At 69.0% G+C, this 22,106-nt stretch carries 20 protein-coding genes; 9 read left to right on the top strand and 11 right to left on the bottom strand.

What is annotated here, in order from left to right; translation table 11 throughout:
* Positions 1-28: 28 nt before the first annotated feature.
* The 3 genes from dcd to AVS7_RS06485 all read left to right on the top strand — a co-directional run bounded on the left by dcd (position 29) and on the right by AVS7_RS06485 (position 1,906).
* Positions 29-595, top strand: a complete 567-nt coding sequence (dcd, locus tag AVS7_RS06490; protein ID WP_020227617.1) for a dCTP deaminase — start codon at positions 29-31, stop codon at positions 593-595.
* A 99-nt stretch (positions 596-694) separates the two neighbouring features.
* The gene (locus AVS7_RS24285; protein ID WP_024001051.1) at positions 695-904 is read left to right on the top strand and encodes a hypothetical protein; all 210 of its coding nucleotides are present in this window, start codon (positions 695-697) and stop codon (positions 902-904) included.
* Positions 905-1,036: 132 nt separating this feature from the next.
* A complete protein-coding gene (locus AVS7_RS06485) occupies positions 1,037-1,906 on the top strand; it encodes a neutral zinc metallopeptidase (RefSeq protein ID WP_020227615.1) in 870 nt (289 codons plus the stop codon).
* On the opposite strand, the gene menC is transcribed toward AVS7_RS06485, so the two are convergent.
* Positions 1,887-3,008 (bottom strand): o-succinylbenzoate synthase, encoded by a 1,122-nt coding sequence (gene menC, locus AVS7_RS06480; RefSeq protein WP_020227614.1) that lies wholly within the window; start codon positions 3,006-3,008, stop codon positions 1,887-1,889. The genes AVS7_RS06485 and menC overlap by 20 nt on opposite strands.
* On the bottom strand, positions 3,008-3,991 hold the full coding sequence (locus AVS7_RS06475) for a tripartite tricarboxylate transporter substrate binding protein (RefSeq protein WP_020227613.1): 984 nt from the start codon (positions 3,989-3,991) through the stop codon (positions 3,008-3,010). The genes menC and AVS7_RS06475 overlap by 1 nt, the downstream gene beginning before the upstream one ends.
* 112 nt (positions 3,992-4,103) lie before the next feature.
* On the opposite strand from AVS7_RS06475, the gene AVS7_RS06470 reads away from it, so the two are divergent.
* Both AVS7_RS06470 and AVS7_RS06465 read left to right on the top strand, forming a co-directional pair.
* Positions 4,104-5,018, top strand: coding sequence for a LysR substrate-binding domain-containing protein (locus tag AVS7_RS06470; protein ID WP_020227612.1), 915 nt, complete (start codon positions 4,104-4,106; stop codon positions 5,016-5,018).
* A gap of 7 nt (positions 5,019-5,025) precedes the next feature.
* A complete protein-coding gene (locus AVS7_RS06465) occupies positions 5,026-6,456 on the top strand; it encodes a DEAD/DEAH box helicase (RefSeq protein ID WP_024001050.1) in 1,431 nt (476 codons plus the stop codon).
* Between the two features lie 108 nt (positions 6,457-6,564).
* Here AVS7_RS06465 and AVS7_RS06460 read toward each other — a convergent pair whose 3' ends face one another.
* From AVS7_RS06460 to AVS7_RS06425, 8 genes are all read right to left on the bottom strand, one after another.
* A complete protein-coding gene (locus tag AVS7_RS06460; protein ID WP_020227610.1) occupies positions 6,565-7,197 on the bottom strand; it encodes a nitrous oxide reductase accessory protein NosL in 633 nt (210 codons plus the stop codon).
* Positions 7,169-7,711: a nitrous oxide reductase accessory protein NosL gene (locus tag AVS7_RS06455; RefSeq protein WP_020227609.1), complete on the bottom strand. Its 543-nt coding sequence runs from the start codon at positions 7,709-7,711 to the stop codon at positions 7,169-7,171. Before AVS7_RS06455 ends, AVS7_RS06460 begins: the two co-directional genes overlap by 29 nt.
* Positions 7,708-8,523 carry an ABC transporter permease gene (locus tag AVS7_RS06450; protein ID WP_020227608.1) on the bottom strand — a complete coding sequence of 272 codons (816 nt, stop codon included), beginning with the start codon at positions 8,521-8,523 and terminating at the stop codon, positions 7,708-7,710. The genes AVS7_RS06455 and AVS7_RS06450 overlap by 4 nt, the downstream gene beginning before the upstream one ends.
* A gap of 3 nt (positions 8,524-8,526) precedes the next feature.
* On the bottom strand, positions 8,527-9,432 hold the full coding sequence (locus tag AVS7_RS06445; protein ID WP_020227607.1) for an ABC transporter ATP-binding protein: 906 nt from the start codon (positions 9,430-9,432) through the stop codon (positions 8,527-8,529).
* 4 nt (positions 9,433-9,436) lie between these two features.
* Positions 9,437-10,708, bottom strand: coding sequence for a nitrous oxide reductase family maturation protein NosD (locus AVS7_RS06440; protein ID WP_020227606.1), 1,272 nt, complete (start codon positions 10,706-10,708; stop codon positions 9,437-9,439).
* Positions 10,705-13,314 (bottom strand): NosR/NirI family protein, encoded by a 2,610-nt coding sequence (locus AVS7_RS06435; RefSeq protein WP_020227605.1) that lies wholly within the window; start codon positions 13,312-13,314, stop codon positions 10,705-10,707. The genes AVS7_RS06440 and AVS7_RS06435 overlap by 4 nt, the downstream gene beginning before the upstream one ends.
* 105 nt (positions 13,315-13,419) lie before the next feature.
* Positions 13,420-15,345 carry a TAT-dependent nitrous-oxide reductase gene (nosZ, locus tag AVS7_RS06430; RefSeq protein ID WP_020227604.1) on the bottom strand — a complete coding sequence of 642 codons (1,926 nt, stop codon included), beginning with the start codon at positions 15,343-15,345 and terminating at the stop codon, positions 13,420-13,422.
* A 12-nt stretch (positions 15,346-15,357) separates the two neighbouring features.
* On the bottom strand, positions 15,358-15,720 hold the full coding sequence (locus AVS7_RS06425; RefSeq protein WP_020227603.1) for a DUF2946 family protein: 363 nt from the start codon (positions 15,718-15,720) through the stop codon (positions 15,358-15,360).
* A gap of 227 nt (positions 15,721-15,947) precedes the next feature.
* Here AVS7_RS06425 and AVS7_RS06420 point away from each other — a divergent pair, with 227 nt between their 5' ends.
* Positions 15,948-16,352, top strand: coding sequence for a cytochrome c5 family protein (locus AVS7_RS06420; protein WP_020227602.1), 405 nt, complete (start codon positions 15,948-15,950; stop codon positions 16,350-16,352).
* Positions 16,353-16,366: 14 nt separating this feature from the next.
* Positions 16,367-17,413 (top strand): FAD:protein FMN transferase, encoded by a 1,047-nt coding sequence (locus AVS7_RS06415; RefSeq protein WP_020227601.1) that lies wholly within the window; start codon positions 16,367-16,369, stop codon positions 17,411-17,413.
* Positions 17,414-17,465: 52 nt separating this feature from the next.
* Here the strand turns inward: AVS7_RS06415 and AVS7_RS06410 are convergent, their stop codons facing one another.
* A complete protein-coding gene (locus AVS7_RS06410) occupies positions 17,466-18,311 on the bottom strand; it encodes a symmetrical bis(5'-nucleosyl)-tetraphosphatase (RefSeq protein WP_020227600.1) in 846 nt (281 codons plus the stop codon).
* A 321-nt stretch (positions 18,312-18,632) separates the two neighbouring features.
* Between AVS7_RS06410 and AVS7_RS06405 the strand changes: the two genes are divergently transcribed.
* Together AVS7_RS06405 and AVS7_RS06400 are read left to right on the top strand one after the other, a co-directional pair.
* On the top strand, positions 18,633-18,929 hold the full coding sequence (locus tag AVS7_RS06405; protein WP_020227599.1) for an H-NS histone family protein: 297 nt from the start codon (positions 18,633-18,635) through the stop codon (positions 18,927-18,929).
* A gap of 238 nt (positions 18,930-19,167) precedes the next feature.
* Positions 19,168-22,092 (top strand): aconitate hydratase, encoded by a 2,925-nt coding sequence (locus tag AVS7_RS06400; RefSeq protein ID WP_020227598.1) that lies wholly within the window; start codon positions 19,168-19,170, stop codon positions 22,090-22,092.
* The last annotated feature ends 14 nt before the right edge of the window (positions 22,093-22,106 follow it).

Here is a 22,106-nt window from a genome sequence, read left to right as displayed (position 1 = left end):
GCCTAGAATGCGCGCCAGGAGTGACCTCATGAGCATCAAGAGCGACAAATGGATCCGCCGCATGGCCGAGCAACACGGGATGATCGAGCCCTTCGAGCCCGGCCAGGTGCGCGAGAGCGAGGGGCGCAAGATCATCAGCTACGGCACCAGCAGCTACGGCTACGACATCCGCTGCGCGCGTGAATTCAAGGTCTTCACCAACATCCACAGCACCGTGGTGGACCCGAAGAACTTCGACGAGAAGAGCTTCGTCGATTTCGAGGGCGACTACTGCATCATCCCGCCCAACAGCTTCGCGCTGGCGCGCACGGTGGAGTATTTCCGCATCCCGCGCGACGTGCTCACCGTGTGCCTGGGCAAGAGCACCTATGCGCGCTGCGGCATCATCGTCAACGTCACGCCGTTCGAGCCCGAGTGGGAGGGCTACGTGACGCTCGAATTCAGCAACACCACGCCGCTGCCCGCCAAGATCTACGCGGGCGAGGGCTGCGCGCAGGTGCTGTTCTTCCAAGGCGACGAGCCCTGCGACGTGAGCTACCGCGACCGCAACGGCAAGTACCAGGGCCAGCACGGCGTGACGCTGCCCAAGGCCTGAACCACCGCCCGCGTCCTACGCCGCGTCGGGCGGTGATCCGCCGGGCGCGCGCCGGGGCGCTGCCTACGATCGGCTCCAGTTGAACGACCGGAGCCTTCCATGGCATATGCCCCATCTTCCGCTTCCTCCTCCGACGCCCCGGCTTCCTCCCCCTGGGTGGTCTGGGTGGGAACGGCCGTCATCCTCGTGCAGCTGGTGGCCATCGGCGTGGTGGTGGAGCACCATGCGCGCGTAGCCGCCGCCACGGCCGCGACCTACGTGACCAGCACGCTGCAGCCGCCGGCCACCCTGGCGACCGCCGCGCAGTAGGCGCGCCGCGAATGTGAACTTTCTTGAACCGCCCCGCCGGGGCGGTGCGCTGCGCACATCGGGGCGGCAGCGGCGCTTGCCGGGCGGGCGTAACATCCGTGGCTTGCGCCGTGCGCACATTGGAGAACGCTCATGAGATGGGAAGGCAATCGTCAGTCGGACAACGTCGAGGACCGCCGCGGCAGCGGCGGCGGAGGCGGCGGTTTCGGTGGGCGCTCCATCGGCATAGGCACGGTGGTGGTGGCGCTGATCGGCTGGGGCGTGTTCGGCATCAATCCGCTGACGACCATCGGCGTGCTGTCGGGCGGAGGCGGCGCGCCGCAGGTGCAGCAGGGCCCCGCCAAGGCACGGCCCGCGAACGACCGCAGCGCCGCCTTCGTCTCCACGGTGCTGGCCTCCACCGAGGATGTGTGGGCGCAGATCTTCCAGCAGGGCGGGGCGCAGTACCGCCCGCCCAAGCTGGTGCTGTTCCGCGGCGCCACGCCCACGGCCTGCGGCACGGGGCAAAGCGCCATGGGGCCGTTCTACTGCCCCGGCGACCAGAAGGTCTACCTGGACATGGATTTCTTCGACACCATGAGCCGCCAGCTCGGCGCGCCGGGCGAGTTCGCCCGCGCCTACGTGATCGCCCACGAGGTGGGCCACCACGTGCAGACCCTGCTGGGCGCCACAGGCAAGGTGGACGGCATGCGCGGGCGCGTGAGCCAGCGCGAGCAGAACGCCCTGTCGGTGCGCCTGGAGCTGCAGGCCGACTGCTACGCCGGCATCTGGACACGCTACTCGCAGCAGGCCAAGAACTGGCTGGACCAGAGCGACATCGAGTCCGCGCTGAACGCCGCCGGGCAGATCGGCGACGACACGCTGCAGCGCAAGCAGACGGGCACCGTGCGGCCCGACGCCTTCACCCACGGCTCCAGCGCGCAGCGCGTGCGCTGGTTCACGCAGGGCATGAAGACCGGCAGCGTGCAGGCCTGCGATACGTTCAGCGCGCAGACGCTGTAAACGTTTCCTCGGCCACGGTGTACCTGGCGAGGCGCCGGGCATCCACGCGGATGCCCAGGCCCGGCGCCGTGGGCACGGTGAGGGTGCTGTCCGCGTTGAGCGAGAACGGCTCCTCCACGATGTCCTCCTCGAAATACTTCGACGAGGCCGAGATGTCGCCCGGCAGCGTGAAGCCCGGCAGCGAGGCCACCGCCACGTTGAGCGCGCGGCCGATGCCGGTCTCGAACATGCCGCCCATCCACACCGGTACGCCCTGCGCGCGGCACAGGTCGTGGATGCGCACGGATTCGCGCACGCCCCCCACGCGGCCCGGCTTGATGTTGATGATGCGGCAGGCGCTGATGGAAAGCGCCTTGCGCGCGTCGTCGGCCGACAGGATGCTCTCGTCCAGGCACACGGCCGTGCGCATGCGCTGCTGCAGCTGCGCGTGGTCGATGATGTCTTCGTTGGACAGGGGCTGCTCGATGAGCAGCAGGCCCAGGTCGTCCAGTCCGGTGAGCCGGTCCAGGTGCTCCAGCGTGTAGGCGGCGTTGCCGTCTACCTGCAGCTTCAGGCCGGGCCAGTTCTTGCGCACGAGGGCCGTTTCCACCAGGTCCTTGCCGGGCTTGATCTTGAGCTTGACGCGCCCGTAGCCCTCGCGCAGGTAGCCTTCCACGCTGCGCAGCAGCGCCTCGGGCGTGTCGTGCACGCTGACCGAGACGCCGGTTTCCACGCGCTCGCGCGTGCCGCCGAGGCGCGTGCTGAGCGATTGGCCGCGTGCCTGCGCGTCCAGGTCCCAGAACGCGCATTCCAGCCCCGCCTTGGCGATGCGGTGGCCGGCCACGGGTGACATCGCGTCCCACAGCGCCTGCGCGTCCGCCAGTTCCTGCCCCAGCACCAGCGGGACGAGGTACTCGCGCAGCACCAGCGCGTTGATGGCCGTGCTTTCGTAGCAATAGTCGGGGTAGGCGAGGGCGACGCACTCGCCCCAGCCGGTGAGGCCGCCGTCGGTGGCGGCCTCGACGAGGATCGCGTCCTTGTGCGTGAGCGTCCAGCGCGACGTGGAGAACGCATGCCGGAACGGCATGCGCACGTGGCGCAGGGTGATGCGGGCGATCTTCATCAGTCGAGCGAGGCGCCGGTGTGCTTGACCACGACGGCCCACTTGTCCGTCTCGGCGCGGATGAAGCGCGTGAAGTCCTCCACCGAGCCCTCGACCGTGGTGTTGCCGATCTTGGCGAACGCCTCGGTCATGGTCTTGCCCTTCATGGCGGTGTTGATCTCCTTGTTCAGGCGCTGGACCACCTCCCTGGGCGTGCCCGCGGGCGCCACGATGCCGCCCCAGGCGCTCATCAGGAAGTCCTTCACGCCGGCCTCCTGCATCGTGGGGATCTCGGGGAAGAGGAACGAGCGCTTCTCGGCCGTGTAGCCCAGAGCGCGCAGCGTGCCGGCCTTCACGTAGGTGGACAGCGGGCCGATGTTGTCGAACATGATGTCCACGCGGTTGCCGATCAGGTCCTGGTAGGCGGCCGACGAGCCCTGGTAGGGGATATGGTTGAGCTTCACGCCCGCGAGCTGCTCGAACAGCGCCAGGCTCATGTGCCCCGTGGTGCCCACGCCGGGCGATGCGCCGGTCACCGTGCCGGGGGGCTGCTTGCGGATCCAGTCCAGCAGCTCCTGCACGTTCTTCGCCTCCAGCGAGGGGCGCACCACGAGCAGGTTGGAGGTGGACGAGAACTGCGCGATGGGCGCGATGTCGCGGTCCACGTCGTAGGCCAGCTTCTTGAACAGCGTGCGGTTGATGGCCAGCGTGTTCACGTTGCCGTAGCCGATGGTGTAGCCGTCGGGCGCGGAGCGGGCGATGGCCGTCATGCCGATGCCGCCGCCGCCGCCCGGGCGGTTCTCCACCACCACGGCCTGGCCGAGCTGCTTTTGCAGCTCGTCGGCCAGCAGGCGGCTGATGATGTCGGGGCTGCCGCCGGGCGGCGTGGGCACGATGAACTTGATGGGCTTGCCCGGCCAGGCCGCCTGCGCGTGGACGGGTGCGGTGGCGGCGAGCGCCAGGCTGGCGGCGATGGCGGCGGCGCGCCAAATTTTTTTCAGCATTCGAGGGCTCCTTGTATTTTTCCGGCCGCGATGCTAGTGGCCGGGCGCATGCCCGACAATCGACATTTCGGTCGCGGCCGATGACCTGATGTAAAGACCCTCCACACGCTCCATGCGCATCCAGAGCCCCTCCCTCGTCGAACTGCATTCCTTCCTGGCCGTGGCGCGCACCGGGAGCTTCCGCCGTGCCGCGCAGGAACTGTGCGTCACCCAGGCGGCCGTGAGCCGGGCCGTGGCGCGTCTGGAGGCCGACCTGGGGCAGGAGGTATTCATCCGGGGCAGCGGCGGGGTTGTGCTGACGCCGCTGGGCACGGACCTGCAGCGCATGACAGCGCGGCACGTGCGTGCGCTGGAGACGGCCGGCATGCGCCTGCGCAAGCCGCGCGAGCGCCTGCGGCTGCAGCTGTCGGTGGTCACCAGCCTGGGCAACCTCTGGCTCATGCCCCGGCTGGAGGACTTTCGCCGCAGCCACCCCGAGATCGGGATCGAATTCCGCCAGTACCGGCACGACGAGGATTTCACGCGCGAGGACGTGGACCTGTGGATCGACGTGAAGCGCAGCCTGCGCCAGCAGTGGCCGCGCCAGATCGCCGCGCGCTACCTCATCGGCCGCGAGATCCTGGAGGTCTGCACGCCGGACGTGGCGCGGGGCATCCGCTGCGCGCAGGACGTGCTGCGCCAGCCGCTGCTCTACCACTCCGCGCACCCCGACAACTGGAACATCTGGGCCCGGGCGGCGCACCTGGACCTGGCGGGCCAGCGGCTGGGCTGCGGGTTCGATCTGGTCATCAACATGGTGGACGCCGCCCGCGCGGGCATGGGCGTGGCGGTGGTGCAGGAGTGCATGGTGCACGACGACCTGCGCGCGGGCCGGCTGGTCGCGCCCCTGGGCATCCGCGCCTCCACGGGCCGCGGATACTACCTGTGCTGGCGCCGGGCGCAGGCCCAGCACCCGGCCAGCGAGCTGTTCGGCCAGTGGCTGCAGCAACAGGCGCTGGCGCCCGTTTCTGCTGCAGTGCGACAATAGCGGCTTGATGACACAACCCTACTCCTCCCTTGCGCTGGCGGAACCCCTCAAGCGCGCCGTAGCCGAAATGGGCTACGAGAACATGACGCCCATCCAGGCCCAGGCGATTCCCGTCGTGCTGACGGGCAAGGACGTGATGGGCGCGGCGCAGACCGGCACGGGCAAGACGGCGGCCTTCTCGCTGCCGCTGCTGCAGCGCCTGCTGCAGCACGAGAACAGCTCGGCCTCGCCCGCGCGCCACCCCGTGCGCGCCCTGGTGCTGCTGCCCACGCGCGAGCTGGCCGACCAGGTGGCCCAGCAGATCGCGCTCTATGCCAAGTACACCAAGCTGCGCAGCGCGGTGGTGTTCGGCGGCATGGACATGAAGCCCCAGACCATCGAGCTCAAGAAGGGCGTCGAGGTGCTGGTGGCTACGCCCGGGCGCCTGCTGGACCACATCGAGGCCAAGAACGCGGTGCTCAATCAAGTCGAGTACGTGGTGCTCGACGAGGCCGACCGCATGCTGGACATCGGCTTCCTGCCCGACCTGCAGCGCATCCTGTCGTACCTGCCCAAGCAGCGCACCACGCTGCTGTTCTCGGCCACCTTCTCGCCCGAGATCAAGCGCCTGGCCGGCAGCTACCTGCAGGACCCCATCACCATAGAGGTGGCGCGGCCCAACGAGACCGCCTCCACCGTGGAGCAGCGCTTCTTCAGCGTGGACGGCGACGACAAGCGCCGCGCGATCCGCCATGTGCTGAACGAGCGCGGCCTCAAGCAGGCCTTCGTCTTCGTCAACAGCAAGCTCGGCTGCGCGCGCCTGGCCCGCAGCCTGGAGCGCGACGGCTTGAAGACCACCGCGCTGCACGGAGACAAGAGCCAGGACGAGCGCTTGAAGGCGCTGGACTCCTTCAAGAGCGGCGAGGTGGACCTGCTGGTCTGCACCGACGTGGCCGCGCGCGGCCTGGACATCAAGGACGTGCCCGCGGTGTTCAACTTCGACGTGCCCTTCAACGCCGAGGACTACGTTCACCGCATCGGCCGCACGGGCCGCGCCGGCGCCTCGGGCCTGGCCGTCACGCTGGTGGCCAGCAGCGACGCGCGCCTGGTGGCCGACATCGAGAAGCTCATCAAGAAGAAGATCGAGCTGGAGCCGGTCCGGTTCGAGGAAGAACGCCCGCGCGGACGCTACAACGACGGCCACCGCCGCGAGCGCGAGGACGACCCGCGTGCGCCGCGCGAGCGCGAGCGCCGCGAGCCGCGCTCCGGCGGCTATCGTCCGGCCGCCGCGCCGCGCGACCCGTTCTTCGACAAGCCCTACGAGCCCAGCGCGGTCGCCGCAGCCCCCACCTGGGAGGCGGCGCCCAAGGCCGCCGGCACGGGCCGCGGCATCTCCGCCAACATCAAGCCCCGGCGCAAGGTGGCGGCCCTGTTCAAGGCGCCGCAGCCGGTCGAATAGGGCACTTTCTCAAAAACAGGAGCTGCCAGCGCTTGACTGGCAAGGGTTTCAGGTGGTTTTCATACCGAAACCCAGGAGCTGAAAGCGCAAGCAGCTATCGTTTTTGAATCAATGCCGGTGCCTACCCGGACCGGCCAGCGTGGCGACCAGCGCGGCGTCCACCGCATCAAAGGCCAGCACCGTGCCGCCGCGCCGCGCGGCGAATGCCTGCGCCGCCTCGCGTGCGGCAAAGGCCGGCAGGTTGCCCGCGCGCATGGGGCCCCGGGCGTCGGAGCCGTGCACGTAGAAGGCGGCGCGCGCATCCGTCCAGCGCGCGGCCGTGCCGTCTCCCGCATCGGTGACGTAGAGCGCCGCGACCTGCGCGGCGTCGCGGCCGGGGCTGTAGCGCCCCATGTCCTGCAGGTACATGAACAGCGACAGCGGCGAATCGAAGAAATGCGCGTCGCCGTCGGCGAAGATGAGCTGCGCTGCCCATTCGGGGGCGCGCGTGGGGAACATGCCGCACACCGGGCAGCGCGCGCCCGTGGGAACGGGGCGCGGCTGCGTGGGCGCGAGGCCCGAGGCGCTGTCGTAGGGTGTGGGCGGGGCGACGATGCACACGTCGTCCGGCGGCGCCCCGGCCGGCATGCGCTGCGCGCGGCGCACGGCCCAGGCGCCGCCGAAGCCCAGCGTGGCGAGGGCGCCCAGGCCGCCGGCCAGCAGGGCGCGGCGGCTACATGCGGGTGTCGTGCAGGGCGCCACCGCTCAGGTCCACCATGTCGCGCGTGATCTCGGCAAAGCGCAGCACCTTGCCGCCGTGCTCGGCGGCGAACTTCGCGGCATCGGGCTCCTGCGCGAAGCTGGCGATGGTCGGCCCCATCGAGCCGTGGCGCTTGCCGCCCAGCACGTAGATGCCGGCCTTGGCGTCGATCCAGTAGCCCCGGGGCTCGTTCCAGTCGGCCTGGCCCATGTCCTGCACGTAGACGGCGCGGATGGCACGCACCTGCTCGGCCGCGAGCAGGGTATTGAACAGCTCCACCGTATCGCAGAAGAAGGCGGGCTTGTCCTGCCCCGCGTAGTGGATCTGCGCCTTGGGGCCGGGGTAGTCGGCCAGCAGCATGCCGTCGAGCTCGCAGCTGGTGGAGCGGTCGATCTCCACGGGGGCGAGCGACTGGGCTTCGCCCGCCTTGTCGCCGCAGGCGGCCAGCAGCGTGGTGAAGGCGGCAAGGCCCAGCGTGCCGAGCGCGCGGCGGCGGGTGATGCAGGAACAGGTCATGGCTTGAATCTCCAGGTGGCGAGGGCGAGCGGCAGCGCGATCCAGGCGAGCATCACGCCGCCCATGACCGCCGGGCTGCCCAGCGACGAGGGCACGACGCTGGCCAGGCCGTAGAGCGTGCGCACGTCGTCGAGCGAGAACACGTTGAGGATGCGGAACACGTCCGCCGGGTTGAGCAGCAGCAGCCAGGCGAACGCGTCACCCGCGAACTGCCCGCCGGTGGTGACGAGCAGGCCCAGCAGCAGCAGGTCGAACACCAGCACGAAGAAGAACCAGGTGGCGATGGCCAGGCCCGAGGCGCGCGTGCGCTCGCGCGCCAGCACGGAGATGAGCACCGCCAGGCTGAGGAAGGCCAGCCCCAGCAGCACCGAGCTGAGCATGAAGCCGCCGTAGTGGTAGAGCGCCGCGCCGCTCATGTGCCGCCACAGCAGCACGGCCACCAGCCCGAAGCCGGCCACGGTGGACAGCGTGAGCGCGCCCGCCAGCCCCAGGTACTTGCCCAGCAGCAATTCGAGGCGCGTGATGGGCAGGGCCAGCAGCAGGTCGAGCGAGCCGCGCTCGCGCTCGCCCACGATGGCGTCGAAGCCCAGCAGCAGCGCGATCAGCGGGATCAGGTAGATCACCAGGCTGACCAGGCTGGCGATGGTGAACTCGATGGAGCGAAAGCCCACCTGCCCCTGCTGCGCGCCGCCGAAGTAGGCGATGACCAGCGAGAACACGGTGAAGACCAGGGCCACCGCCAGCACCCAGCGGTTGCGCATGCGGTCGCGGAATTCCTTGGCCGCGATGGTGAGGATTTGGGTGAATTCCATGGCTCAGCTTTCGCGCAGGCCGAAGTACACGTCTTCGAGCGAGGGTTCCTGAATCTGCAGGTCCAGCAGCCGTGCGCCCAGGGGGGCGAGGGCGGCGAGCACGGCCATCTTCTGTTCGCGCGGGCAGTCCAGGCGCAGGCCGCCTTCCGCGGCGGTGCAGGCGACGTGGGGCAGTGCGGCCAGCGCCTGCCGCGCGGCGGGCACGCCGCCCTCGTCCAGCGCCAGGGTGATGGACAGGGGCATGCGCATCTGCTCGCGCAGCGCCTGCACGCTGCCCACGGCCTGCACCTTGCCCGAGGCGAGGATGGCCAGGCGGTCCACGCGCTCCTGCAGCTCGGCCAGGATGTGCGAGGTGATGACCACCGTGACCCCTTCGGCCTGCAGGGTGCGCAAGGTGGCGTAGAAGTCGCGGATGGCCTGCGGGTCCAGGCCGTTGGTGGGCTCGTCGAGGAACAGCACGCGCGGGCTGCCCAGCAGCGCCTGCGCGAAGCCCAGGCGCTGGCGCATGCCCTTGGAGTATTCGCGCACCGGGCGCCTGCCGGCGTGCGCCAGGCCCACGCGCTCCAGCATGGCAGGGCATTGCGCGAGCGGCGCGCCCTTCAGGCGGGCGAAGAAGCGCAGCGTCTCCAGCCCGTCGAGGTTGTCGTAGAGCACCACGTTCTCGGGCAGGTAGCCCAGGTGGCGACGCGCGGCGCGAAAGCCGCGCCCGGTGACCGTGGCGCCGCCGATGCGGATGTCGCCCTGCGTGGCCGGCACCAGGCCCAGCATCATCTTGAAGAGTGTGCTCTTGCCCGCGCCGTTGTGGCCGATCAGGCCGAAGATCTCGCCGCGCGGGATGGCGAGATCAACGCCGTCCACCGCGTGCAGCGCACCGTAGTGCTTGCTCACGCCGCGCAGCGCGATGGCCATGCCGTCACTGGCCGGGGAAATGCTTGCCACGCCATTCACTCCAATCGTTGTTGCCGGGCTGCATGCGCGGGCGGGGATCCACCACCGAGGGCACGCGCAGCACGGGAAATTGCTGGGCCACCAGCCGCAGCGCCTGCACGGCGGGGCTGGCCAGCAGCAGCTTGACGCCGGGGTGGCGCCAGGTGAGCCGGTCCACCATGTCGTTGGCCTCGTAGGGCACGTCGCCCACGCCGTCGCCGTCGCGGTCCCAGCCGAGGTAGTTGCTCCAGTGGTTGCCGCGCCGGGTGCCCCAGGGCTCGTCGCGCGCGCCCACGTAGCGCACCTGCTCGCGGTTGCCGATGAAGTCGTTGTCCTCCACCTCGTTGTTCTTCGAGCCGGCCGCCAGGTGCACGCCCACGGTGTTGTCCACCACCAGGTTGCCGTTGAGACGGATGTACTCCACGTCGTAGATGAAGAAGCCCCGGTTGTTGCCGGCGACGACGTTGTTCTCGATCACCGAGTCCTGCAGCGTGCGCAGCATGATGCCGTGGTCGCTGTTGCCCCAGGCGCGGTTGCCGCGCACCACCTGGTCGCGCACTTCCATCAGGGCCAGGCCGCCGCGGTTGTAGTAGCTGTCGTTGTCCTCCCACAGGTTGTGGTAGGAGTTCATGTAGTGCGTGCCGTAGCGGCTGTGGTGCAGCTTGTTGCCCTGGAACAGCGCGTTGTGCGACACGTCGACGTACAGCGCGTCGCGCACGAAGCTGATGTCGTTGTTCAGGATGCGCGCGCGCTGGGTGTTGTAGAGCTGCACGCCGTTGCCGCGCTGCGAGGAGGCGTAGTCGCGCTTGCCGGTGATGCGGTTGTGCTCGATGAGTACCTCGTCGGCCTTCTCGATCCACAGGCCGAACAGGTTGTAGGTCAGGTCGCAGCCGCGCACCACGGCGCGGTGGGCGCCGGGGTAGAGGTAGATGCCGGCGTTCTGGTCCTTGAGGCTGTCGCCCGAGTCGCGCACGATCAGCCCGTCGATCACCACGTCGGGCGCGGTCACGCGGATGGTGTCGCCCTGCAGGCCGCCGCTCACGGTGGGGCGGTCGATGCCGCGCAGCGTGAGCGGCTTGTCGATCAGCAGGTTGGCGCGGTACTGGCCGCGCTGCACCTCCACCGTGTCGCCCGGCCGGGCCGCGCGCACGGCGGCGGCGAGGTCGTCGCCCGGGCGCACGGTGACGGTGGCTGCCTGGCAGGCCCCGGCGATCCACAGCGCCAGGGCCAGGCTTAAGTGGGTGGTGGAGCCTTTCATGGAACCACCAGCCCCAGGGCCTGCAGCGCCAGGAACAGCGCTGCGCCGATCATCAGGTTCTTGAATCCCACGTAGCTCATCATGTCCATCACGCCGGCAACGCGGTAATTGTCGCGCCACCAGGGGCCGTCCTTCACATAGCGGCGGCCCGACAGGCGGATCAGCACCTCGTACACGCTCCAGCCGAACCACCAGCCGATGATGGCGCCCGAGGAGAGCTGCCCCATGGCCGCCACGACCCAGGCCACCGTGGCAGCGATGGCCAGCGAGATGCCCGCCATCTGCAGCGCGCGCTGGCTGCGCCAGCCCTCGGCGCTCCAGGGCCAGAGGTGGTCGCGCACCTCCAGCAGCAGCCACTTGGCGAAGCCCACGCCGCGCTTGTGCACGGGCAGGGTGGGGTCGGTGGGCATGCGCGGGTCGGGCCCCTTCACGGCCTTGGGCAGGATCTGGTCGGCCACCGTGGCGGGATGGATGGGGATGAAGTAGCCGTTCTTGCCGATGGGCGTGAGCTCCAGCCCGTCCTTCTCGCGGCGCTTGCGCTCGCGCGCCAGGGGCGGGCAGCCTTTCACGTCGGTGTAGAGGATCATGCAGTCCAGGCAGTGCAGGCATTCGCGGTGGTCGATGCGGCCGTCGGCGTCGATGGCCTGGGCGCCGCAGCCCACGGCGCAGGCCTTGCAGCTGTTGCAGTCCTGCTTGCGCTTGAGGCCGAACCAGCGGAACGTGCTGGGCATGGCCAGCGACGCGCCCAGCGGGCAGATGTACTTGCAGTAGGGCCGCTCGATGAAGATGGACACGCCCAGGATGGCGGCCACGAACAGGCCGTAGGGCCAGGCGCGGTTCAGCACGCCGACCAGGAAGGTGGTCTTGAACGGCTCCACCTCGGCCAGCTTCTCGGCCAGTCCCATGGAGAACATGGACACGGTGAGCAGGAAGAAGAACACCGCGTACTTGACCCACTTGAGCCGGTCGTGCCACTTCTGTGGCAGCTGCGTCTGGAAGCGCTTGAGTCCGATGTGCTCGGCGATCTTGTAGATCGCCTCCTGCAGCGAGCCGAACGGGCACATCCAGCCGCAGAACAGGCCCCGGCCGAACAGGAACACCGTGACGATGATGAAGATCCAGAACAGGAAGATGAACGGGTCGGACAGGAACAGCGACCACGTCCACTGGAACAGCAGCGAGTGGAACCAGGTCAGCACCTGCGTGATGGAGGGCTGGGCCATGTAGCCGAAGCCGATCCAGAAGATGCTGATGGCCCAGAACGTGTACTTGAAGCCGTTGACCGGCCACTTGTTCTTGTGCGTGGACAGGCGCGTGAGCTTCTCGCGCAGCGCATAGACCACGCCCACCAGCACCAGCAGCGCGGCGAACAGGCCGATCGGCAGGGCCTGCGACTTCCAGATGCGCACCCACGGGGCGGCGGGCTCCTCGACCTTGGGACGGCCGCCTTCGAGCACGCTGGCGGGCAGCCAGTATTTCGACTCGAACACCGCGAAGCTGCGGTGGCCCGTGGCCTGGTCCACGCGGTTGCCCAGGAAGGCCAGCTTCCACGGGTAGGCGGCGGAGAACGAGGGCGAGCGGACCACGAAGATGGCCGACTCGGTGTAGCGCGGCGCGCCCGCGGCCTCCAGGCCGTAGAGGTTGTACGAATCCAGGTCGCGGAAGGTGAACGAGTCCGCGCCCTGCTTGACCTGCACGCGGTCGTAGATGCCGCCGCGCACGAAGCCCGAGCCCTTGAACGACTCGGCGCCCGCCGTCTTGATGACGAAGAGGGCGTTCTCGCCGTCCTTCAGGCGCGAGCGCAGGTTGCCCCAGCCGTTGCTGCCCAGCAGGCTGCGGCCGATGTCGGGGTGGTTCAGGTCGCCGAACCACAGCTCGATGAACGGCTCGGGCCCGCGCGGCAGGCCCACCTGCTCGGGCTTGACGGCCAGGCGCTGCACGGCGCCCATCTGCACGAGCTGGGCCCAGTCGTAGCTTTGCCCGCTGGCGGCGAAGCGCGCCGGCTCGCGCACCGTGGGCGCGATGATGCCGGTCTGCCGCGCCACGGCGGCGCCCGAGGCCATGACCACCTGGTTCTGCGCGACCACGGTCACGGTGGCGCCGGAGATCGCATCGACGCCGATCACGTTCTCGTCGGGGCGCGAGGGGCCGACCTCGATGGTGTCGGCCACCGACTTGCCGATGTACTGGTTGTTGAAGTTGATGAGCGCCGATTCGGGAATGCCCAGCAGCAGGATGGGCTCGGAGTGCTTGAGCACCTTCACGCCCACGAAGCGGCCATCCTTGTCCATGCCGATCAGCGTGACCACCGGCTTGCCCGAATAGGCGGGCGTGTCGGTGATGTCGGTGGAGAGCATCACGTAGCCCAGCAGCGTGTCGCCCTCGCCATAGGCCTCGACATAGGGCGGCTGGCCCTTGCGCTGGGAGAAGCGCACGGCGCCGGGGAACACCTCGCCGCAGGGCAGCAGCGCGCACAGGTCGGGGGCCGTAGCCAGGTTGGCGGGCAGCTCGGCTTCGTAGGCGCCCGCATGGGCGCGGGGCGCCAGGCCGAGGGCCAGCAGCATGGCCAGGAGGAAGGCGGCGAACCGCGGGCCGAGGGAGATCATGGGACTCTTGTTTTGATAGCTGGTAGCGCTTGGCCAGCAAGCGCTGGAAGCCGATTTGGCTTGAAACCTCCCTGGGCGCGCGGCGGCCCAGGGAGCGGTGCGGCGTCAGGCTTCGACGATCATGCGGGTGCGCATCTCCAGGTGCAGTGCATGGCAGAAGTGCGTGCAGTAGCACCAGAACACGCCGGGCTTGTCGGCGATGAAGGTCACCGACTTGGTCTCCAGCGGGTTCACGATGAAGTTCACGTTGTAGTTCGGGATGGCGAAGCCGTGCGTCAGGTCCTCGATCTTGTCCAGGTTGGTCAGGATCAGCGTGACCTCGTCGCCCTTCTTCACCGTGAACTCGCGCAGGCTGAAGGCCGGCGCCTGCGAGGTGATCTTCACCGTGACCTTCTTGCCGTTGCGCGTCACGCCCGACTCCTTCGGGTCCTTGATCGCCAGGGGCGAGTCGTCCAGGTCATACACCTGCTTGGGCTTGAGCAGGTCGCGCTTGAAGATGATGAAGTCGTGCGGCTCGCCGCGCACCGGGTGGTCGGCCATCAGCACCATCTTCTCGCCCGAGATGTCGATGAGCTGCTCGTTCTCAGGGTGCAGCGGGCCCACGGGCAGGAAGCGGTCCTTGGAGAACTTGCAGCCCACGGCCAGGTACTTGCCGTCGGCCGCGCGCGTCTCGGACTGCGAGGCGTTGATGTGGCCGGGCTGGTAGTGCACGTCCAGGCGGTCCACCACGTACTTGGCGTTCTTGTCGCCGGCGTGGAACTTGATCGCGGCGTCCACGTTCCACTTGACCACTTGGCTGTCCAGGAACAGCGTGGTGTAGGCGTTGCCGCGGCCGTCGAAGGCGGTGTGCAGCGGGCCCAGGCCCAGCTCCACCTCGGCGACGATGGCGTCGTCGAGCTTCTCCATCTTGCCGTCGAACCAGTCCAGCACCTTGGCCAGCTCGATCACCGTGGCCGTGGGCGAGAGCTTGCCGGCGCAGATGAAGTACTTGGCGTCGGGGCTGGCGTTCACGCCGTGGGGGTTCTTGGGCACGCTCACGTAGGCGGTGAGGGCGGTCTTGGGGTCCTTGTTCGCCTCGTGCGTGCCGTCCACCACGGGCACCTTCGACGTGCCGATGGTCTTGAACTTGCCGGCCTTCACGGCTTCCTCGATGCGCGCCACGTTGAAGAACAGGCAGGCGTCGCGCTCGGCGGACATCATGTCCTCGTACTTCGCGCCCATTTCCACGTTGTACTGGTTGGTGGCAGCCAGCTTGCCGTCGTACGAAGTGGCGACCAGGTCGCAGTTGCCGTCGATCAGCACCTGCCAGCGCACTTCCATCGTCTCGGCATCCACGCAGGTGAAGAGGGAGCGGTACTTCGTGTGGTCCTCGATGCCCGCGTTGGGCAGCGGAATGGCGAACTCGCCGCCGCAGAACACGCGCGTGGTGTAGTTGATGGCCGGGTCCACCGGGTCGGCCTTGTCGGGGAAGATGCCGTGGAAGCCCTGCACGTTGGGCAGCTCGGTGATCTTGTCGCAGACGAAATAGTCCAGGCGGATGCGGGCCACGCGGCTGTTGATCTTGTCGTTGATCCAGGCGTAGCGGCCGTCGTAGTTGCCGTCCTTGTACGAGGCGTGCGTGTGGTGGGTGTCGGCCACGGTGTAGCGCAGGTGGCCGTCGGGCTTGGTGCCCATGACCGCCTTGGACTCGTTGGTGACGCCCCAGCCCACGAGCGCGTCGGGCACGAAGCAGGGAATGCGGTGGATTTCGCGGCCCGAGGGCAGGCCCAGCACGCGCATGTCGCCGGTATGGCCGCCGCTCCACAGGCCGTAGTAGGTGTCGAGCTCGCCCGGCTTGAGGTGCGCGCTGGCACCCGCATGGCTGGCCGGCGCCGGGGCGGGCGCCGCGGCGCCCGAGGCGGCAGGCGCCGCGGCGGGCTTATCGTTGCACGCGGCAACGCCCACCGTCAGGCCCGCCAGCGCGGCCGTGTTGATGAAGCGGCGGCGTCCCATGCCGGCTTCGGTGTTCTGGACTTCTTTCTTCGTGCTCATGTTGGCCTCTTTTCAGGATTGGCAAAGGGAAAACGGTGGTGCGCGCGCCGGCGGCGGCGTGGCCATGGGGGCCACGGCATGCACGCCGGGCGGCGCGGCGGGAAGGGGGGTGGAAACGGGAAGGGCCGGCAGGCGGGCCTGCGCGGGCAGGGGCGGGGCGCTGCCCAGCAGGCACAGGGCGCAGTCGAGGCCCAGCGGGCCGGCCGGGGCCTCGCCGCCAGGGGCGTGGACGACGAGCGCGGAACCCGCGCCGGAGCAGACCACCTCCAGCGTGCGCGGCTGCACCAGGGGCGCGGCCACGGCCGTGCCCAGGCAGGCGAAGAACCACGCCAGTACCCACCAGCGCCAGCGGTTCAGGGAGCGGAAGGTGGACATGGGTGGGTGCGTATCGGTGTTCGTTGTGGAGCTGCCCCGGAGGGCGGCTGCGTGGGTTAAATATTCACCTAAAATGTTTCTTTGCATATTGATGCATGTCAAATGAATATTTGGGGAAATCTCCCACACTGACGCACATCAGGTCGGAGGGCGCCGCGCAGGGCCATGGCACCGCAACGCCCCTCCCGCCTCTTGATGTCACCGCAAGAAAGAAAGGCAACCCCCCCATGAAACCGATCTCCCTCACCCTGGCACTGGCCGCTGCCGCCGTGCTGCTCACCGCCTGCGGCAAGAACGAGGCGCCCGCGCCGGCCGCCCCCGCACCCGCGCCGGCCGCGCAGGCCCCCGCACCTGCGCCCGCCGCAGCACCCGCCGAGAACACCGTGGGCAAGAGCACCTACGGCAAGACCTGCGCCATGTGCCACGCCGCGGGCGTGGCCGGTGCGCCCAAGCCGGGCGACAAGGCCGACTGGGCCCCGCGCATCGCACAGGGCAAGGACACGCTCTACAAGCACGCCATCGAGGGCTTCACCGGCTCCAAGGGCATGATGCCGGCGCGCGGCGGCGCGGCCAGCCTGAGCGACGACGACGTGAAGGCCGCCGTGGACTACATGGCCGACCAGTCGGTCTGAAGGCGAGGAGCGCGATGAACCCCGATCCGCGCATCCCCGGCCGGCTCACGCGCAGGCGCTTCGCGCTGGCGCTGCCGCTGCTCGGCGCGCTGGCGTACCTGGCGCCGGGCAGGGCCCTGGCATCCGCGCCCGGTGGCCTGGTACGCGAGAGCCGCGTGCTCATGGGCACGCGGGTGGACATCGTCGCCAGCGCGCAGGGGGCCGATGCCCACGAGGCCGTCCGCCAGGCGTTCGCGGAAATGGAGCGCCTCGAAGCGCTCATGAGCCGCTACCGTGCAGACAGCGATGTCGGCCGCATCGCCGCCGCAGCCGGGCGGCACGCGGTGCCGGTGGCGCCCGAGGTGATGGCCGTGCTGCGCACCGCGCGGCGGCTGCACCGCGAGAGCGGCGGCGCGTTCGACATCACCGTGGGCGCGCTCGCCGGCTGGCGCTTCGAGCCGGGGCACGAGGCCGTGCCCACGCCTGCGCAGATCGGGCGCGCACTGCGCCTCGTCGGCATGGACGGCCTCGTGCTCGACGAGCGCGCGGGCACGGCCCGCCTGGCACGGCCGGGCATGGCGCTGGACCTGGGCGGCGTGGCCAAGCTGCCGATACTGCACGCGGGCCTGCGCGCCCTGGCGCGCGCGGGCGTGCACGATGCGCTGGTCAACGGCGGCGGCGACGTGCTTGCGGCAGGCAGCCTGCAGGGCCGCCCCTGGCGCGTGGGCGTGCGCGATCCGGCAGCGCCCGCGCGGCTGCTGGGCGTGCTGGAACTGCAGGGCGGCGGCGTGGTGGCATCTTCGGGCGACTACGAGCGCGGCTTCGTGCGCGCGGGGCGCCGTCTGCACCACGTGCTGGATCCGCGCACCGGCTGGCCCACCGAGGGCGTGCACGGCGTGGCGCTGCGGGCGCGCACCGTGGCCGAGGTAAACGGCTGGGGCGCGGCGCTCATGGTGCGCGGCGCGGCCCAGGCGGGCGCATGGCACGCGCAGCACCCGGGCGTGGACGCCCTCGTGGCCGACGCTGGCGGCGCACGCTGGCTGTCGCCGGGCATGGCGGCGGCGCTGAAAAATATCGGCTGAAACGAGCTCAAGCGCTTGCAGGGTAAGCGCGAGCAGCTCCTATTCCGATAGTTCAGGCGCCGGGCTGCTGCGCCTGCGGGCACGCCACCTGGCAGTGCTCGCGCTCGGCCAGCGTGGCGCCGAAACGCACGGCGCTCAAGGCGCCGCCCCAGACGCAGCCCGTGTCCAGCGCCAGCAGGTCGGGCCGGTTCATCCAGCCCAGCGTGGACCAGTGGCCGAACGCGACCAGCGTGCCCCGGCTGCGCCGTGCCGGCACGTCGAACCAGGGCACCAGGCCGGCCGGCGGCTGGCTGGCGCTTTCCGTGCTCTCGAAATCCATCACGCCCTCGGGCGAGCAGAAGCGCAGCCGCGTCAGCGCGTTCACGATGACGCGCAGCCGGTCCATGCCCTGCAGGCCCTCATCCCAGCGGTCGGGGGTGTTGCCGTACATCTGCTGCAGGAAGCCGCCCAGGTGTGGCCCCCGCAGCATGGCGTGCACCTCGCCGGCGAGGGTCGTCGCGTCCTGGGCGCTCCATTGCGGCAGCACGCCGGCGTGGACCATCAGCAGCGTTTCTCCGCCGTGTTCGATCTGGCGCGCCAGCGGCTGGCGGCGCAGCCAGTCCAGCAGGGCCGCGCGGTCGGGCGCCTGCAGGATGGCGTCCATCGTGTCGCGGCGCGAAGGCTTGCGCACGCCGTGCGCGGTGGCCAGCAGGTGCAGGTCGTGGTTGCCCAGCAGCGCATGCATGCTGCCTTCCATTGCCATGCAGCGGCGCAGCACGGCATCGGACTGCGGGCCGCGGTTCACCAGGTCCCCGAGCAGGTACAGGGTGTCGCGGCTGGGGGAAAAGCCGATATGCGCGAGAAGCCGCTCGAATGCGCCATCGCATCCCTGGATGTCGCCCACACAGTAAATCGCCATGGGTCCGCCGTTTCCTTTCTGAAAGCGCGATTGTCATGCCACGGCGTGCCGATTCGGCCATACCGCTGCGCGGCCATGGCTGCCTTTCTCGGTGTGGTGTAGTAACCATGTGAAACGAGGTGGTTTTCCTACAGGCGGCCAATGCGGCGCATTGGATTCGCAAATGCGCAGAGGTTCAGGTGCGTGTGGTTTATACGTATAAGGGCTGCAGGTGTTGCGCCCATTGCACTGTATTTCCGCAAACGTCAAGCAGGTTTTGCAAACTATCCCTATAATCAAATCGGCCGCGTTTAATCCACCTCGACATTCTCATTAACTGCCATGAACACCAGCTATAAAGACCTCCTGAAGCAGCGCGAAGCGCTGGAGCAGCAAATCAACGAGGCCCGCCGCCGCGAGCTTTCCGCCGCCGTTGCCCAGGTGCGCGACCTGATCGCTGAATATGGCCTTTCCCAGCAGGATGTGTTTCCTTCGGGCCGCAGCGGCCGCGTGTCGTCGGCCAGCGGTACCAAGGTGGCTCCCAAATACCGCAATCCCGCCACGGGCCAGACCTGGACGGGGCGTGGCAAGGCACCCAAGTGGATTCAGAACGAGGACCGCGAGAAGTTCGCCATTTGAACCGGCGTTATCCGCTCATCCGTAAAGCCCGCTTTCAGCGGGCTTTTCTATTGGCGGCGAGAAGCGGGGAACGTCCTTCTCTGGTTATGGCCATTGCCGGGCGGGAGGCATTGAGGCACGCCTCCTTCACCCCGCTATGACCACTGTGCTGCGTGAAGGTATTGGCCGGTGAATTGGCAGAGGAGCCGGGCCACTGCCAGAATAGAAGCACCTGTCGTCCCCCGAATGGAGTATCCCCATGGCTGCATCTTCCACCAAAGCCACCAAAGGCCACGCTTTCGCCTCCACGCTCAAGACTTTCACCACGGCATCGGGCAAGGGCGGCAAGTTTTATTCACTGCCGGCGCTGGCGCGCCAGTTTCCCTCCATCGGGCGCCTGCCGGTATCCATTCGCATCGTGCTCGAATCGGTGCTGCGCAATTGCGATGGGCGCAAGGTGACGCCCGAGCACGTGGAGCAGCTCGCCAACTGGGGCGCCCATGCGCCGCGCAAGGACGAGATTCCCTTCGTCGTCTCGCGCGTCGTGCTGCAGGACTTCACCGGCGTGCCGCTGCTGGCCGACCTGGCCGCCATGCGCAGCGTGGCGCAGCGGCTGGGCAAGGCACCCAAGAAGATCGAGCCGCTGGTGCCCGTGGACCTGGTGGTGGACCATTCCATCATGGTGGACCACTACGGCACCAAGAAGGCGCTGGACCTGAACATGAAGCTCGAATTCCAGCGCAACCGCGAGCGCTACGAATTCATGAAGTGGGGCATGCAGGCATTCGACACGTTCGGCGTGGTGCCGCCCGGCTTCGGCATCGTGCACCAGGTGAACCTGGAATACCTGGCGCGCGGCGTGCACAAGGACGCGAACGGCGTCCACTACCCCGATACGCTGGTGGGCACCGACAGCCACACCACCATGATCAACGGCATCGGCGTGGTGGGCTGGGGCGTGGGCGGCATCGAGGCCGAGGCGGCCATGCTGGGCCAGCCGGTCTATTTCCTCACGCCCGACGTGGTGGGCTTCGAGCTGACCGGCCAGCTGCGCGAGGGCGTGACGGCCACCGACCTGGTGCTCACGGTGACCGAGATCCTGCGCCGGGAGAAGGTGGTGGGCAAGTTCGTCGAGTTCTTCGGCGAGGGCACGCGCACGCTGGCGCTGCCCGACCGGGCCACCATCGGCAACATGGCGCCCGAATACGGCGCCACCATGGGCTTCTTCCCCGTGGACGAGAAGACCATCGACTATTTCAAGGGCACGGGCCGCACCCAGGCCGAGATCGAGGCGTTCGAGGCCTACTTCCGCGCCCAGGGCCTGTTCGGCGTGCCGCGCTCGGGCGAGATCGACTATTCGCAGGTCGTGCGCCTGGACCTCGGCGACGTGACGCCCAGCCTGGCCGGCCCCAAGCGGCCGCAGGACCGCATCGAGCTGGGCAACGTCTGCCTCCAGTTCGCCGAGCTGTTCTCCAAGCCGGTGGCGGAATCCGGCTTCAACCGGCCGGCCGAGCTGCTGCACACGCGCTACCAGATCCGCAAGAGCGGCGAGGCACCCGAGGTCGTGCCTGCCGAGAAGCCCGCCCCGCCCGGTGCGCCGCGCTTCGAGGCCGAGATGGAGCAGAACAAGCCCAAGCTGGAGGTGCAGCACGTGGAGCCCACGCTGCACGTGCAGCCCAGGAGCCCGCAGCCGACCATCGGCAACGGCGACGTGCTCATCGCCGCCATCACGAGCTGCACCAACACCTCCAACCCCAGCGTGCTGCTGGCCGCGGGCCTGCTGGCCAAGAAGGCGGTGGAGGCCGGGCTCAAGGTGCAGCCGCACATCAAGACCTCGCTCGCGCCCGGCTCGCGCATCGTCACCGAATACCTCACCGAGACGGGCCTGCTGCCTTACCTGGAAAAGCTCGGCTTCGCCGTGGCGGGCTATGGCTGCACCACCTGTATCGGCAATGCGGGCGATCTCGCGCCCGAGATCAACGAGGTGATCACCGGCAACGACCTGGTCTGCGCGGCCGTGCTGTCGGGCAACCGCAATTTCGAGGCGCGCATCCACCCCAACCTGAAGGCCAACTTCCTGGCCAGCCCGCCGCTGGTGGTTGCCTATGCGATCGCTGGCACGGTGCTGCGCGACCTGATGACCGAGCCGGTGGGGCAGGGCAAGGGCGGGCGCTGCGTCTACCTGGGCGACATCTGGCCGAGCAGCGAGGAGATCCACGCCCTGATGCGCTACGCCATGAAGGGCAAGGCCTTCCGCGAGAACTACGCCAAGGTGCGCACCGACCCGGGCGCGCTCTGGAACAAGGTGAAGGGCGTGGCGGGCGACACCTACGTCTGGCCCGCCAGCACCTACATCGCCGAGCCGCCGTTCTTCGCCCACTTCGCTCTCGATTCAGGAGCTGCCAGCGCTGATGCGGCGGGTGCCACGGCCCAAAAAGACTCCGAATCGGTGCTGGGTGCGCGCATCATGGCGCTGTTCGGCGACTCGATCACCACGGACCACATCTCGCCCGCGGGCTCGATCAAGGAAACCTCGCCCGCCGGCCAGTGGCTGCTGCAGCACGGCGTGATGAAGCAGGACTTCAACAGCTACGGCGCGCGGCGCGGCAACCACGACGTGATGATGCGCGGCACCTTCGCCAACGTGCGCATCAAGAACCTCATGATCCCGCCGCTGGCGGACGGCTCGCGCGAGGAAGGCGGCGTCACCCTCTACCAGGGCGACGGGCCGATGCACGGCACCAAGATGTCCATCTTCGACGCGGCCATGCAGTACATCGCGCACAAGACGCCCACGGTGGTCTTCGCCGGCGAGGAATACGGCACCGGCTCCAGCCGCGACTGGGCGGCCAAGGGCACGCAGCTGCTGGGCATCAAGGCCGTGGTGGCGCGCAGCTTCGAGCGCATCCACCGCTCCAACCTCGTCGGCATGGGCGTGCTGCCGCTGCAGTTCAGGGGAGGCGATTCGTGGCAGAGCCTGGGCCTGACGGGCGACGAAGTGATCGACGTGGTTCCCGACCCCGCGCTCACGCCGCAGAGCGAGGCCCGGCTGGTCATCCGCCGCGCCGACGGCTCGCGCCAGGAGGTGGTGGTGACGCTGCGCATCGACACCCCCATCGAGGTCGACTACTACCGCGCCGGCGGCATCCTGCCGTACGTGCTGCGCCAGCTGCTCGCGGGCTGACCCCTCCCTCCGGG

The sequence above is a fragment of the Acidovorax sp. MR-S7 genome, from assembly GCF_000400995.2.
In the GTDB taxonomy this organism is placed as follows: Bacteria; Pseudomonadota; Gammaproteobacteria; order Burkholderiales; family Burkholderiaceae_C; genus MR-S7.
This window is presented reverse-complemented; position numbering and strand designations above follow the sequence as displayed.